14 protein-coding genes are annotated in these 13,809 nt (G+C 56.3%); 5 read left to right on the plus strand and 9 right to left on the minus strand.

Annotated elements, in window-relative coordinates; genetic code table 11:
- The first annotated feature begins 1 nt into the window (after position 1).
- Positions 2-1,564, plus strand: a complete 1,563-nt coding sequence (locus CFI10_RS03720; protein WP_206839514.1) for a cation:proton antiporter family protein — start codon at positions 2-4, stop codon at positions 1,562-1,564.
- Between the two features lie 33 nt (positions 1,565-1,597).
- Here the strand turns inward: CFI10_RS03720 and CFI10_RS03725 are convergent, their stop codons facing one another.
- From CFI10_RS03725 to CFI10_RS03755, 6 genes are read right to left on the minus strand one after another with little or no spacing between them, the layout of a single operon-like run.
- Positions 1,598-1,984: a CBS domain-containing protein gene (locus CFI10_RS03725; RefSeq protein ID WP_091821521.1), complete on the minus strand. Its 387-nt coding sequence runs from the start codon at positions 1,982-1,984 to the stop codon at positions 1,598-1,600.
- Positions 1,985-1,996: 12 nt separating this feature from the next.
- The gene (locus CFI10_RS03730; protein WP_091821519.1) at positions 1,997-2,350 is read right to left on the minus strand and encodes a transcriptional regulator; all 354 of its coding nucleotides are present in this window, start codon (positions 2,348-2,350) and stop codon (positions 1,997-1,999) included.
- Positions 2,347-3,840 (minus strand): DUF1538 domain-containing protein, encoded by a 1,494-nt coding sequence (locus CFI10_RS19390; protein ID WP_341868544.1) that lies wholly within the window; start codon positions 3,838-3,840, stop codon positions 2,347-2,349. The genes CFI10_RS03730 and CFI10_RS19390 overlap by 4 nt, the downstream gene beginning before the upstream one ends.
- A gap of 3 nt (positions 3,841-3,843) precedes the next feature.
- Positions 3,844-4,707, minus strand: a complete 864-nt coding sequence (locus tag CFI10_RS03745; RefSeq protein WP_206839516.1) for a potassium channel family protein — start codon at positions 4,705-4,707, stop codon at positions 3,844-3,846.
- 28 nt (positions 4,708-4,735) lie between these two features.
- Positions 4,736-5,062 (minus strand): YqcC family protein, encoded by a 327-nt coding sequence (locus CFI10_RS03750; RefSeq protein ID WP_206839518.1) that lies wholly within the window; start codon positions 5,060-5,062, stop codon positions 4,736-4,738.
- A gap of 2 nt (positions 5,063-5,064) precedes the next feature.
- Positions 5,065-6,417, minus strand: a complete 1,353-nt coding sequence (locus tag CFI10_RS03755) for a class II 3-deoxy-7-phosphoheptulonate synthase (RefSeq protein ID WP_206839520.1) — start codon at positions 6,415-6,417, stop codon at positions 5,065-5,067.
- Positions 6,418-6,630: 213 nt separating this feature from the next.
- Between CFI10_RS03755 and CFI10_RS03760 the strand changes: the two genes are divergently transcribed.
- The 4 genes from CFI10_RS03760 (at position 6,631) to secD (ending at position 10,537) form a co-directional block, all read left to right on the plus strand.
- Positions 6,631-7,020 carry an MbcA/ParS/Xre antitoxin family protein gene (locus CFI10_RS03760; protein WP_242530095.1) on the plus strand — a complete coding sequence of 130 codons (390 nt, stop codon included), beginning with the start codon at positions 6,631-6,633 and terminating at the stop codon, positions 7,018-7,020.
- A 2-nt stretch (positions 7,021-7,022) separates the two neighbouring features.
- Positions 7,023-7,694 (plus strand): RES family NAD+ phosphorylase, encoded by a 672-nt coding sequence (locus tag CFI10_RS03765; RefSeq protein ID WP_206839522.1) that lies wholly within the window; start codon positions 7,023-7,025, stop codon positions 7,692-7,694.
- A gap of 115 nt (positions 7,695-7,809) precedes the next feature.
- Complete coding sequence (locus tag CFI10_RS03770) at positions 7,810-8,193, plus strand: hypothetical protein (RefSeq protein WP_206839524.1); 384 nt, start codon at positions 7,810-7,812, stop codon at positions 8,191-8,193.
- 76 nt (positions 8,194-8,269) lie between these two features.
- Positions 8,270-10,537: a protein translocase subunit SecD gene (gene secD / locus CFI10_RS03775; protein WP_206839532.1), complete on the plus strand. Its 2,268-nt coding sequence runs from the start codon at positions 8,270-8,272 to the stop codon at positions 10,535-10,537.
- 2 nt (positions 10,538-10,539) lie between these two features.
- Here the strand turns inward: secD and CFI10_RS03780 are convergent, their stop codons facing one another.
- The 3 genes from CFI10_RS03780 to CFI10_RS03790 all read right to left on the minus strand — a co-directional run bounded on the left by CFI10_RS03780 (position 10,540) and on the right by CFI10_RS03790 (position 13,720).
- Positions 10,540-11,454, minus strand: coding sequence for a LysR family transcriptional regulator (locus CFI10_RS03780; protein ID WP_206839534.1), 915 nt, complete (start codon positions 11,452-11,454; stop codon positions 10,540-10,542).
- A 91-nt stretch (positions 11,455-11,545) separates the two neighbouring features.
- Positions 11,546-12,457: an ornithine carbamoyltransferase gene (gene argF / locus CFI10_RS03785; protein ID WP_091821486.1), complete on the minus strand. Its 912-nt coding sequence runs from the start codon at positions 12,455-12,457 to the stop codon at positions 11,546-11,548.
- 63 nt (positions 12,458-12,520) lie between these two features.
- The gene (locus CFI10_RS03790; protein WP_206839536.1) at positions 12,521-13,720 is read right to left on the minus strand and encodes an aspartate aminotransferase family protein; all 1,200 of its coding nucleotides are present in this window, start codon (positions 13,718-13,720) and stop codon (positions 12,521-12,523) included.
- Positions 13,721-13,809 lie beyond the last annotated feature (89 nt).

The following is a 13,809-nucleotide window of genomic DNA, read 5'->3' on the forward strand; positions in this document are numbered from 1 at the left end:
CGTGATCGAAGCTGTCTGGATTATCTTTGCCTTTTCGTTGGGAATGGCGGTCAAGCTGGTGGGGTTGCCGCCGCTGATCGGTTATCTGGCGGCGGGCTTTGCCATCGTGGCCGCAGGTGATATTGCAGGTATTCCTGTTGAAGGCACCGATGTACTCGAACATCTGGCTCATCTGGGTGTTCTGCTGCTTCTGTTCACGGTGGGGTTGAAGCTCAAGGTACGCAATCTGGTGCGCCCTGAGGTGATTGGCGGAGGCGTGCTCCACTTTGTCATCTCTATCTTGCTTTTCATGCCTGGCATACATTTCTTTATGGAGCTGGACTGGTACACCTCTCTGATGCTGGGTATTGCTCTCTCCTTTTCCAGCACGGTACTGGCCGCCAAGGTGCTGGAGTCCAAGCGGGAACTGCGTGCCTTTCACGGCAGGGTCGCGATCGGAATTCTGATTGTGCAGGACCTTCTGGCACTGCTGGTGCTGGCGCTGGCCAGCGGCAAAACGCCTTCCATGTGGGCGCTGGTAGTGTTTGGCATACCGCTTCTGCGACCAATACTGTACAAGGTGCTTGATGTCAGCGGGCATGACGAACTGCTTGTGTTGCTGGGGCTGTTGCTGGCGCTGGTGATAGGTGGGCACGGCTTTGAAAGTATTGGCCTCAGCTCTGAGCTGGGTGCACTGGCGTTCGGTGCTCTACTGGCCAATCACAAGCGAGCAGGGGAGCTGTCTCAGTCGCTTTGGAGCATCAAGGAAGTATTTCTGGTGGGCTTCTTCCTGCAGATCGGTATGGGTGGTCTGCCGGATATGGATGCGATTGTGTTCGCGGTGGTAATGGGTGTGCTGCTGCCGCTGAAAGGGATTCTGTTCTTCTTCCTGCTGCTGATGTTCAAACTGCGGGCACGAAGTGCCTTCCTGTCGGGCTTGAGCCTGACCAATTACAGTGAGTTCGGCCTTATTGTGGCCAGTATTGTGCTGCCGCAGTGGCTGATCCCGCTGGCAATTGCGGTATCGGTGTCATTCCTGATATCCGCACCACTGTACCGTATGGCGCACCCCTTATACGATCGTTTCGGTGACTGGCTGTCGCGTTTCGAGCGCAAGGGCTTTCATCCAGACGAGCAGCCGCTGTCGCTGGGTGATGCGCGCATACTGGTGATTGGTATGGGGCGTACAGGCACGGCAGCCTATGATCACCTTAAAAAACGCAATATTGCCATGGTAGGCCTGGACTCAGACCCGGCCAAAGTGGCCGAGCACCAGCATAGAGGCCGTCATGTGGTGTTCGCTGATGCCGAGGATATTCAACTCTGGAAGAACCTTGAAGCGCCTAAACTGGAGTATGTGATACTGGCTGCCAATGATGTGGAAGCCAAGGTCATAGCGGCGCGTCAGTTGCGACAGTCCGGCTTCGAAGGCGTGATCGTGGCGCACAGCATGTTTGCCGACCACGCTGATGCAATCACGCGCGCAGGCGCCGACCACACCTATCAAACCATGGCTGAAACCGGTGTAGGTCTGGCCGAACATATTTTCAGTGTGGGTGAACGCAAGCAGCAGGAAGTGCTGTAACGAGAGATTGAGCCCGTGTGTTTTCACCCGGGCTCAATCAATCTCCTGTAGCAGTGTTTCTACCATGTCATCCATGGTCACCAGGCCGATAAGGTCGTTGTCTTCGACGACCAGAATGCGTTTGATTCTGTGTTGTGACATCAACTCGGCCACATGTCGAACGGCCAGGCTCTTGCCAACGCTCAAGGCAGGTTTCACGCACACGTCATAGACGTTGAGCAGGTCAATATCGCCGCTTTCCGCGATCACGGTTTTCACAATATTGGTATAGGTGATCAGACCGTATGCATCGTAATCATGGTTTTTGTCCACAACCAGAGACTTCAGGTCTCGGCGTTTCATCATGCTGAGGGCTTCGCGCAGTGTTGCGAAGGGCGAAATCATCACGACATCGCGGACCATTACATCTTGTACCAGCATGGTAATCTCCTGTCAGAGTGAATCTTTTAGATGTTGTTCAAACTTCTGGATTTGTGCCATATCCATTCCGCGCAAGTGCTCAAGCGGGAGGCTGAATACCAGTCCCTTTGAGTTGCAGGCGTCATCGGCATGAAGGATGGCATCAAACGCCTTCAGTATTTCCAGGGAAAGTTGACGTTCAAGCACCATAAGCAATACGGACTGATTGCCATCGTAGGCAAAGCCGAAAAAGGTCTTTCGAGTTTCGTTGCTTATACCGCGTCCCTGAATAATGGTAATCCCTCCGGCGCCCAACTCTCGGGCCCTGTCGACACACTGTTGCTCCATATCCTCAGGCACAATACCGACTACGGCTGTGAATTTCATACGGACTCCTGTTTGACTCTACGGTTGGCCCAATCAGCCCAGATGGCATAAAGCATGACGGTTACAATCGGGAATATTGAGGCAAAGGCGATCAGGCCAAAACCATCAATCAATACGTTACGACCATCAATCTGACTGGCAAGACCGATTCCCAGTGCGGTTACCAGTGGGACGGTCACTTCTGACGTTGTAACTCCACCCAAATCGTAGGCCAGTGCAACGATGTAGCGCGGAGCGATAAGTGTAAGGCCAATCACCAGAATGTAACTGCCAATAATGTAATAGTGGAGAGGGTCTCCATGGACCAGTCGCCACACACCCAGCGTGATGCCCACAGCGACACCCAGTGCCACCAGCAGGCGAATGGCGGCAGCGTTGATTTGGCCAACTGCCGCTTCTTCGGCCTGCTTGCCGATTGCCAGTAAGGCAGGTTCTGCCATGGTGGTGGCAAAACCGATCATGAAGGCAAAGAGGTAGATCAACAGATAACCCTCACGGGCGATCAGTTGTTCTGCCATGCTGGTGCCGATCGGGAACAGCCCCAGTTTCAGGCCGATCACAAAAGCGTACAGGCCGACAATGACCAGTATAAAACCCAATATGACCTGGCGAGGGTTGGCCAGAGGGCGTCGTAGAATCAGGTATTGAAAAAACAGAATGGTGATAATGATTGGTAGTACATCGCGCACCATGGTGGCGAGGTCCAACAGGCCTTTGAGTACTGGGTGAGTGTTGCCGTCGCCGCTTTCGCTTGAAGGCGTCAATAGTTCGGCTTCGGAGGTGGGTTGCGAATACACCCATGTACCGTACAGCTGTACGCTGATCATCGGAACCATTACAGCCATGGCTACCAGCCCAAAGCCATCCCTGAGCGGGCTGCGACCACGAATAGAGGATGCGAGGCCAATGCCAAGAGCGGCAATCAGAGGGACAGTGACTACATTGGTTGTTACACCGCCGGAATCGTAGGCAAGGCCAACAATCTCTTCCGGTGCGAAGAAGGTGACAATTACCACTACAATATAACCAACGATCATGTAGTGATGGATCGGGTGGCCGAAAATGATTCTGAACACCCCTAATGCGGTAACGGCACCCACTGAGGCAGCAACCAGTACTCTCAACGTAAGAGCATCAATGCGCCCATTGCTGATCTGCTGTGCCTGATCGGCAACTGCAATCAGTGCAGGTTCCGCGACCACAGCGGAAAAGCCCAGACAGAAGCCGAATCCCAGCAGTATCGGTAAAGACCCCTGACGGGCAAACTGGTTGGAAAGGCTTTTGCCGACCGGAAAAATACCCAGTTCCAGTCCCTGTAGAAAGAGCGCCACACCAACGGCAACAATCAGCAAGCCCCCAGCCATGGCGAGGCTGTTTTCTGGGACTTGCTGTAGAATAATCAGCTGAAACAGCAGTACCACTGCAACGATGGGCAGCAGGTTTTTTAACGCGTGGAGAAAGCTGTGACCAAGTTCACTCAGGTAATTCACAGACTAGTCTCCTCGAGTTGTTTTTCCCTGTTCTGATGTGACATCAACGGGCCGGTTTTGTGCCGACTCAAGTAGAATCAGAGCGCGCTCAAGCTTTCCTTCAATGCGTTCCAATCTGTTTTCCAAGTGGTGGATGCGTTCCAGATTTTGCTGTTCCTTGATGGCGATCTCGCCCTCATCCTTTTCGATGAAGAATACTGAAAAACTGGCCGTCAGCAGTGAAAACATGCAAATCCCGATCAGAATCAGGATCGCGCCAAACAGTCTGCCCTCGTTTGTGGCGGGTACGATATCACCATAGCCTACGGTGGTAATTGTGACCCAGGCCCACCAGATACCATCCCAGGGGGTATCGAATGCAGGATCAAGGGTGGATATCACCAGGCCTGAAATGATCAGAAATATGAAGCAGATCAGCAGTGTCGTGCCGAGATTGTGCCGCGCCAGAATGGAGCGTAGATCGCGTGACACCTTGAACAGAATGCCAACTACAACCATCAGGCGCAGCATGCGGATGGCACCGGCATAGAAAGAGTGGGCGCCCCATATGGCAGGCAGGCCGCCGACAATGATAACCAAAGTCATCCAGTTCTGGCGCAGATATCGTCCTCGGTCCTGTACGACCAGCAACATGATTGTAAGCTCGGCCACAAATCCGAGCCAAATCAGCCAGTCTGTAAACAGGTTTGAACGCTCAGTGCCCAGGTTCTGGGAGCGCATGTACCAATCTACCATGATCCAGAGAGCAAGAAACAGCATGGGCCATTCAAGCCGTTTGCCCCAGCGTTTGGCCCTGGGGCTTTCGGAGGGGTCTACACCACCAAAGCCGATGCGGAACAGAAAGTTGTCATGTTTCTCGTAAGCCATGAATTGAGGTCCATGTTTGGGTGTCGGCTCAGTGCAGCGTGCAGAGGGTCTTGTCCAACTGCTCGATCAGCTCGAGCAGTTGGTCTGTGTCTGCCTGTATCTGCTTGAACACCTCTTCCGCCATGGGATGGATTTGACTGCTGTGAGGCAGCGAAACCTCCTGGCGGATCATCTCCTGCAGCCGGGGTATCAGCAGCCACTGCAGCCACTCGGTGAAGTGCAGGGTGTCAACACAGAAGGGCTGGGTGCTGGCCAGCGCCTGCGCACTGGGAGGGCTGGACTGCCAAAGTTCCAGTTCCTCCATCTCGGTTCTGATCTTGAGCAACAGGACGGATACCTGTTCAGTACGTTGCATGTTTACTCCTTGCGTGCGGCCTTGAGTGTATCGGCGATCAGGAATGCCAGTTCCAGTGACTGATCGGCATTAAGGCGCGGATCACACTGGGTATGATAGCGATCGGCCAGTCCCTCTTCGGTGATCTGATAAGCGCCGCCGATGCATTCGGTAACATCGTTGCCGGTCATCTCGAAGTGAACGCCGCCGGCATGGGTGCCTTCGGCATTGTGCACTTCGAAGAAGCCCTTCATCTCGGTCAGAATTGAATTTACGCTACGGGTCTTGTAGCCACTGGAGGCCTTGATGGTATTGCCGTGCATTGGGTCGGAGCTCCACACCACGTGGTGACCACTGGCCTTCACTGCGCGCACAAGCGGTGGCAAAAGCTCAGTGATCTTGTCGGCGCCCATGCGCGCAATCAGGGTGATGCGGCCCGGAATCTGACTTGGGTTAAGAATATCAAGCAGACGCAGCAGATCGTCCGGCTGCGTGCTCGGTCCGACCTTGATGCCGACCGGGTTGCGCACGCCTCGCAGGAACTCCACATGAGCATGATCCGGCTGACGGGTACGGTCACCGATCCAAAGCATATGTGCAGAGCAGTCATACCAGTCGCCGGTCAGGCTGTCCTGACGTGTCAGGGCTTCTTCGTAGCCCAGCAGCAGCGCCTCATGCGAGGTGTACAGGCTGGTTTCCTTCAGCTGCGGGGTATTGGCCGAGCTGATGCCGCAGGCTTCGATGAACGCCATGGTCTGGTCGATCTGGTCGGCCAGATGTTGAAATTTCTCACTCTGTGGGCTTTGCTGCACGAAGCCCTGCGTCCACTGATGCACCCGGTGCAGGTCGGCAAAACCACCGGTTGCGAATGCCCGCAGCAGGTTCAGTGTGGCCGCCGACTGGTGGTAGGCGGACAGCAGGCGCTGCGGATCGGGAGTACGGGCTTCGGCGGTGAATTCGATGCCGTTGATGATATCGCCACGATAGCTGGGCAGTTCAATACCGTTGATGGTTTCGGTATCGGCCGAGCGAGGCTTGGCAAACTGACCGGCCATGCGACCGATCTTGACCACCGGGCAACTGCCGGCAAAGGTCATGACGACCGACATCTGCAGCAGCACCTTGAAGGTATCGCGAATTTTGTTGGCGTTGAATTCGGTAAAGCTTTCGGCACAGTCCCCGCCTTGCAGCAGGAACGCCTTGCCTTCGGCCACCTGAGCCAGGTCCTGAGTCAGAGAGCGGATCTCCCCGGCAAACACCAGCGGCGGATATTCGCTCAGCGTGCGCTCGACCTGATACAGGGCTGCTTGATCAGGGTAGGTCGGGTGCTGCTTGATCGGTTTGCTGCGCCAGCTTTCGGGTGTCCAGGGTTCCATTTACTCTCTCACTGAAAATCGATTAAACAAGAACTTCGATCTTACCACAATGCAGGCACGGCGCATCTTGGCAAGTGCTTGCCAGGCAACCCGTTTCGGTCAGTTGTTCAGAAGGGCATGAGTGGGTCTGAGTGTCCCTATAGGGACTAAAATTGATATTTGTATATGTGTAGACTATATTGGGCTTAATGAAAATGGCTTGAGGTGTTCATTGTGTTGGCTAAATCAGGACATGCCGCGAAAACGGATGAGCGACGCAGATCCGAGGTCGCACTCAAGACGTTCTTTCGTATTACGGAAGGTTGGGGGCTCGGTAATCAGGAACAGCAGGTATTGTTGGGAAGTCCGCCACGCAGTACTTTTTATAAGTGGAAAAAAGGCGAAGGCCCAGCTATCAGCGGGGATACACTGGAGCGCATCTCCTATATTTTGGGCATCTACAAGGCGTTGCGCATATTGTTTCCCACCGAGGAACAGGCCAACGCTTGGCCACGCAAGGCAAACCGGGAGTTTGATGGCGAGTCGGCCATCTCCGTGATGCTCAAGGGCAGGGTGATCAATCTGGCTGATGTCAGGCGTTACCTTGATGCAGTGCGAGGCTGACCATGCAGCAGCTGATGCCTGAATGGGAGCGAGCGCATCGACTGGTGCCCAGCCACTTTCCGCCAATCAATCTGTTCGAAAGCGTTGCTGATCCCGAGGATTTGGACATAATCTTCGAGATCGAGGGACTCACCAATGATCGCCTGATGGATGATGTGGGGGACCTGAGACGAGTGCCTGCTTCGGAACGAATATCCGGTTCCGGTTCGACCCCAGTGATGGCGGCATTCACTCACGTTGGATATGCCAGCCGGTTTACCGACGGGAGCGATGGTGTTTACTACGCCGGAAATTCCTTGGATGTGGCAATCGCCGAAACGCGGTATCACCGTGAGCGTTTTTTGTCCGCGACTCAAGAGCCCGATACGGAAATCACCATGCGTGAATACATCAGCATGATTCAGCTGCCGCTGTTGGATATTCGCGGTGATAAGTACGTGGCACTTCAGCATCCTACGGATTACTCGGCTGCTCAGCGGTTTGCACATGATCAGCGCAAGGCGGGAGTCAAGGGACTGTTGTATTCCAGTGTGCGCTGTGCCGGTGGGGAGTGTGCTGCGCTATTCACTCCGAGGGCGACCTCTATCCCCATACAGGGAGGCCACTATCGATACGTGTGGAGCGGTGCTGCGCAACGAATTGTATCGGTTCTATCGGTCAGTCTGGTCAAGTAACGGTCGATTTGCTGCAATGCTGTGAGCAGCTGATCGCTGTGGATTGACGTTGATACAGCGCCAGGTTCATACTCGAACTTCTAATCAGGAGTATTCCGGTTGTCCCACGTCTCCGGTGCTGTCCCACGTCTCCGGTGCTGTCGCACCTCTTCCCGCCTTGAATCAGCGTTACAGCCTGTCTGTCATGTTGATGCTGCTGGCCGCCCTGCTGCTGGGGTTCGGCATGCTCAACGCTGGGGTGAAGCAGAGTGGTTACGTGGGCACCTCCGATGCTAGAGTGGCGTTGATTCAGCCGAGCAGCCTGTTGGCGACGGACGAACAACAGTCACTGACGCCGTTAGACAGCGGTGACGAACCACAATGGCTGCTGGCACTGTTGTCTGGTCTGGTACTGCTGCTCGTTGCCCGTCAGATTATTCCGACCCCGGTATCATCGCCTGCCGCCAAAGCCTGGACGGCGGTCAGTCTGCCTCCCCTGCGTGCCCCACCCGTCCGCTGATCTCTCAGTATTCGCCGCTTAACGGCGGTTCAGTTCTGTTTGTTTGATCAGTTGTTGATGAGATCCGGGGATCATAATGAAAGTATTCTCCTGGCGGACCCTTGCCTGTGGTCTGCTGATTCTGTGTGGCCTGCTCAGCGCCACACCCAATATTCTGCCGCCCAGTGCCAGCCAATCACTGCCGCAGTGGTACACCGATAACACCCTGTCATTGGGGCTTGACCTGCAGGGCGGCTCACATCTGCTGTTACAGGCCGATCTGAGCGAAGTACCCGATCAGGCGCAGTTGCGTCAGGATGTGATGGCTGCGAGTTTGGAGGTGGTGCGTCGGCGCCTGAACGAAACCGGGCTGGTGGAGCCCTTGGTGGCGCGCCAGGGGGATGATGCTATTCTGGTGCAGATGCCCGGAGTAGCTGATCCGCGCGAGGTGCGCGAACTGCTGGGCACGACCGCCAAAATGACCTTTCACTGGGTGCTGATGGGTGGGGAAGCGGTGGCGGAGATGACACTGCCGACTGTCGAGGGTGATCAGTACTATCGACTGGATAAGGCGGTGGCGTTGGAGGGCAAGCATATCCGTGATGCTCAGTTGGCCTTCAATCCGCAAACCGGTGCTGCCGTGGTCAACTTTACGCTCGACACCGATGGGGGGCGTGAGTTTGCCCGCATGACCGCCGATAACATCGGCCGCCCGCTGGCAATCGTGCTGGATGGTCGGGTGCTGATGGCACCGGTGATCCGCAGCGTGATCGCTGGTGGCAGTGGCGAGATCAGCGGCGACTTTACCCCGCAGGAGGCCGGAAAACTGGCGCTGCTGCTCAGAGCCGGGGCGTTGCCGGTGCCCCTTGAGGTTGTCGAAGAGCGCTCGGTTGGTCCTGATCTGGGGCGTGACGCCATCAACATGGGCCTGACAACCGGCCTGATCGGCTTCGTGCTGGTGGTGGCGTTCATGCTGGTGGTCTATCGTGGTCGGGGGCTTATCGCCTGTCTGGGGTTGGCCGTTAACCTGGTTCTGATGCTGGGAGTGCTCAGCCTGTTTCGGGCGACACTGACGCTGCCCGGCATTGCCGGAATCATCCTGACACTGGGGATGGCGGTGGATGCCAATATTCTGATCAACGAGCGCATCCGGGAGGAGAGTCGGCGCGGGCGCAGTGCAGCCATGGCCGTTAAGGAAGGTTTTTCCCGGGCCTATGCCACTATTCTGGATTCCAATCTCACCACTCTGATTGCGGTCAGCCTTCTGTTTTTGATGGGCAGCGGGCCAGTGAAGGGGTTTGCCATCACCATCGGTATCGGCCTTGTCACTTCACTGTTTACCGCCATTACGCTGACGCGGCTGCTGACCGAGTGGCAGATTCGGGGTCGTGAGCGTCAACCGATCCGCTGGGGTGGCTCGGGCTGGCTGGACCGACTCAGTGCCCGAGTACCTAATGTGATGAAAGGGCGTGTAGTGGGCCTGATCGCCTCGGCAGTACTGTCATTGGCGGCGGTTACGCTGTACCTGCAGCCGGGTTTGAAATATGGCATCGACTTTACTGGCGGCACGCTGGTTGAAGTATCGGCACCGGGACTGGCGGCAGAATCGCTGCGATCGGTATTGCCGCAGCAGGCCAGTCTGCAGGAGATGGGAGTGGATGGGCACTATTTGGTACGCCTGCCGGTAGCGGCAGAACCGGCAATCACGGCCGAGCAGATGGAACAGCTAAAGCAGACCATACAGGAGCAGAGCCCGGCTGCCAGCTTCCCCAGAACCGAACTGGTGGGGCCCAAAGTCAGTGGTGACTTCAGTGATCTGAGCATCCTGGCAGTATTGCTGGCAGGCAGTGGTGTGCTGGCCTATCTTTGGTGGCGGTTTGAGTCGCACTTTGCGCTGGCGGCAACCCTGACCATTGCGTTGGATCTGACCAAAACGATCGGCTTTTTCGTATTGGCGGGGGTAGAGTTCAATCTGACAGCGGTGGCCGCTCTGTTGGCGCTGATCGGCTATTCGGTCAATGACAAAGTGGTGGTATTTGACCGTGTGCGTGAAAGTCTGCGTGCTACACCGGACAAACCGTTGCTGACGCTGCTCAATGAGAGCATTGCTGCCACACTGACGCGTACGGTGTATACATCCGTCACGACATTGCTGGCGTTGTTGCCAATGGCGTTGGCTGGTGGCACTGCCGTGGCCAGCTTCGCACAGCCGATGCTGCTTGGGGTGGTGATAGGCACCAGTTCATCGGTGTTCATTGCCGCACCCTTGTTGTATTGGCTGGCGCAGCGTCGTGCGTGCCGTGGCGAAGCACAGCTGCGCCTGACCACAGAGGAAATCCGCCGGGAGTTGGCGCAGATGCCTTAAGCTCAGGCCGAGCGGATGCCGTTCAGGTTGCGGAAAGTGACATCGCGGGCGGTGCTCAGGAAGTCGACCATAAAGTCGGCGTCTTTCTGGTCCTCCCGCATGGCGGCATAGAGCGTGCACCAAAGCCCCTTTTCGCCCAGTGGGCGGGCAGCAATGTACTCCCGCTCCAGATACTCATGCGCCGCCCAGTTGGGCAGGGCTGCCACGCCGCGGCCGCTGGCGACCAACTGCATGATCATCACGGTCAGCTCGGCGGTACGAATCTCGGCGGGCTCCACATCCGCAGGGTCGAGAAAGCGCGAGAAAACATCGAGTCGATCCTGTTCAACCGGGTAGGTGATCAGGGTTTCCTGGGCCAGGTCCTGAGGTTGTATGTGGCGTCTTGCTACCAGTCGGTGCTGCCGGCCCATGACGAGCACGGACTCATAGCTGAACAGGGGAGCATAGTGAATCCCGCTGCGCTCTTCCGGATCGGAGGTGATCACCAGATCCAGATCACCCCGTGCAAGTGCCGGCAATGGTTGAAAACTGAAACCGGTAGACAGATCGAGCTCCACCTCAGGCCAGTGTTGGCGGAAATAGTCTATGGTCGGCATCAGCCAGTCAAAGCAGCTGTGACATTCAATACAGATGTTAAGGCGTCCGGTTTCACCGCCAGCAAGGCGCATGACGTCACGCTCAGTGCTGCGAACCATCGGCAGCAGCTCGTCAGCCAGTGTCAGCAAGCGCTGGCCTGCGCTGGTAAAGCAGATCGGTCGGGTCTTGCGGATAAACAGTGAGCAGTTGAGACGCTCCTCCAGGTCCTTGATCTGATGAGAGAGTGCAGACTGGGTCAGGTGTATCCGTTCGGCAGCCTCGACCAGACTGCCGGCATCGCGCAGCGCGGTCAGTGTTTTAAGATGACGTATCTCGATCATACCCGGTTCCCGTAATCAGAATCACAGCCAGTATAGTATCGAATGTGGGAGTCTGGCGAGGTAAGGACAGCCCTGTCGGGCTGTCGGAGGATCACTTGTGGTTGACCAGCAGAAACTCGAGCAGCGCCTTTTGGGCGTGAAGGCGGTTTTCGGCTTCTTCAAACACCACTGAGCGCGGGTCATCGAGCATGTCTTCACTGACCTCTTCGCCGCGGTGGGCGGGCAGGCAGTGCATGAACAGGGCGTCAGGTGAAGCCAGGTCCATCAGCGCTGGGCTGACCTGGTAACCACGGAACTCGCGTACACGCTCACGCTGCTCCGCTTCCTGTCCCATGGATGCCCAAACATCAGTTACGACAAGGTGAGCGCCTTTGACAGCCAACTCTGGGCTTTCAAACACGCTCACCCGGTCACTGTTGCGGGCGACCAGATCCGCGTTGGGGGCAAACTCTTCCGGGCAGGCAATGTTCAGGTGGAAATCGAATTGGCGCGCTGCGTTGATATAGGAGTTGCACATGTTGTTGCCATCGCCGACCCAGGCTACGGTTTTTCCCTTGATGGAGCCGCGCTGTTCGATGAAGGTCTGCATGTCGGCCAGCAGCTGGCAAGGGTGGTATTCGTCCGTCAGGGCGTTGATAACCGGGACGCGTGAATAACGCGCGAAGGTTTCAACCAGTTCGTGGCTGAACGTGCGTATCATCACTACATCGACCATGCTGGAGATGACGCGCGCGCTGTCTTCCACTGGCTCGCCACGACCCAGTTGGGTATCCCGGGGTGACAGAAACATGGCGTGACCGCCGAACTGGGCCATACCGGCCTCGAAGGAAACGCGTGTGCGGGTGGATGCCTTCTCGAAGATCATCGCCATGACCTTGTTTTTCAAAGGCTCGTAGGTTTCACCGGCATTGCGCATCTGCTTGAGTATGATGGCCCGCTGCACGATCTGCTGCAGCTCTTCTGGCGTCATGTCGAGCAGGGTCAGAAAATGTCGTGTACTCATAGGTCAGTTGTCAGTCGGCGGCCGAAGCCGCCGGCTCCTGAGGTCAGTTAAAGGGGGTCTTGCTCATTCTGCGCTGTCGCGCTCTTCACCTGTATATACCTTGATCAGCTGCGATACAGTGCTGACCAGAAGGTCAGCTTCGCTGTCACTCATGATCAGAGGGGGCAGCAGGCGCACGACCTTGCCGCCACCGGTCACATTCAGCAGTATGCCTTTTACCTTGGCCAGTACGACCAATTCAGAACCGGCCTCTGTCAATTCGATGCCGATCATCAGGCCCTTGTTGCGTATCTCTTTTACGTACTGGCTGTGGCCAAGCTGTGCACGGAAGCCGTTAGCAATGCGCTCACCCAGTTCAGTAGCACGGGCACAGAGGTTGTCCTGTTCAATGGTATCGACCACGGCGATTCCGGTAGCGCAGGCCAGCGGGTTGCCACCATAGGTGGTGCCGTGCGTACCGGGCGTTAGAACATCGGCTGCGATGCCCTGTGCCAGACAAACGCCGATCGGGAAGCCGTTACCCAGGCCCTTGGCAGTGGTCACTACATCGGGCAGGATGCCGTTCTGCTGGAAGCAGAAATAGGTTCCGGTACGACCATTGCCGGTTTGAACTTCGTCCAGCATCAGCAGCCACTGGTGTTGATCACATATGTCGCGCAGCTGGTTCAGGTAGTCAGGTGCCGGAATGTGAATGCCGCCTTCGCCCTGCACGGGCTCAACCAGCACCGCCACTACGTTGGGGTTGTTGCGGGCAACCTGGCGCACCGCCTCAACATCATCGTAGGGAACACGTACAAAACCGCTTACCAGTGGTTCAAAGCCTTGCTGGGTGGCGCGGTTGCCGGTGGCGCTCAGAGTGGCCAGCGTACGTCCGTGGAAGGACTGATCCATTACAATGATGGCCGGGTTGTCGATGCCGCGGTTGTGACCGTAACGACGAGCCAGCTTGATGGCGGCCTCGTTGGCTTCAGCGCCTGAATTGGCAAAAAACGCGTTTTCCATACCGGAGATACGGGTCAGCTTGGCGCCCAGTTCAGTCTGCTGTGGAATGGTATAAATATTGGAACAGTGAATCAGCTTTGCAGCCTGTTCACTGATCGCGCGGGTGATGGCCGGATGTGCGTGGCCAAGCCCCGTGACTGCAATGCCGCTAAGGGCGTCCAGGTACTTGTTACCGTCAGTATCGTAAAGCCAGGCACCCTCGCCGTGATCGAAGGCAACTGAGAGCCGGTTGAATACATTCATCAGTGGCTGCGTGGCCATGGGGGACTCTCCCTACAACGCAAAAAGGCAGCCAGAGCTGCCGAAAAAACGACCATTCTATGAGTAGCTACCGCGTTTGGCAATTTAAT

The sequence above is a fragment of the Marinobacterium iners genome (assembly GCF_017310015.1).
Classification (GTDB): Bacteria; Pseudomonadota; Gammaproteobacteria; order Pseudomonadales; family Balneatricaceae; genus Marinobacterium; species Marinobacterium iners.

Excerpts from the sequence above, each read along its gene's own strand:
- CFI10_RS03780 (WP_206839534.1), bottom strand. The coding sequence starts at position 11,454 with ATGATCGAGATACGTCATCTTAAAACACTGACCGCGCTGCGCGATGCC.
- argF (WP_091821486.1), bottom strand. The coding sequence starts at position 12,457 with ATGAGTACACGACATTTTCTGACCCTGCTCGACATGACGCCAGAAGAG.
- CFI10_RS03790 (WP_206839536.1), bottom strand. The coding sequence starts at position 13,720 with ATGGCCACGCAGCCACTGATGAATGTATTCAACCGGCTCTCAGTTGCC.
- CFI10_RS03765 (WP_206839522.1), top strand. The coding sequence starts at position 7,023 with ATGCAGCAGCTGATGCCTGAATGGGAGCGAGCGCATCGACTGGTGCCC.
- secD (WP_206839532.1), top strand. The coding sequence starts at position 8,270 with ATGAAAGTATTCTCCTGGCGGACCCTTGCCTGTGGTCTGCTGATTCTG.
- CFI10_RS03730 (WP_091821519.1), bottom strand. The coding sequence starts at position 2,350 with ATGAAATTCACAGCCGTAGTCGGTATTGTGCCTGAGGATATGGAGCAA.
- CFI10_RS03750 (WP_206839518.1), bottom strand. The coding sequence starts at position 5,062 with ATGCAACGTACTGAACAGGTATCCGTCCTGTTGCTCAAGATCAGAACC.
- CFI10_RS03745 (WP_206839516.1), bottom strand. The coding sequence starts at position 4,707 with ATGGCTTACGAGAAACATGACAACTTTCTGTTCCGCATCGGCTTTGGT.
- CFI10_RS03755 (WP_206839520.1), bottom strand. The coding sequence starts at position 6,417 with ATGGAACCCTGGACACCCGAAAGCTGGCGCAGCAAACCGATCAAGCAG.
- CFI10_RS03725 (WP_091821521.1), bottom strand. The coding sequence starts at position 1,984 with ATGCTGGTACAAGATGTAATGGTCCGCGATGTCGTGATGATTTCGCCC.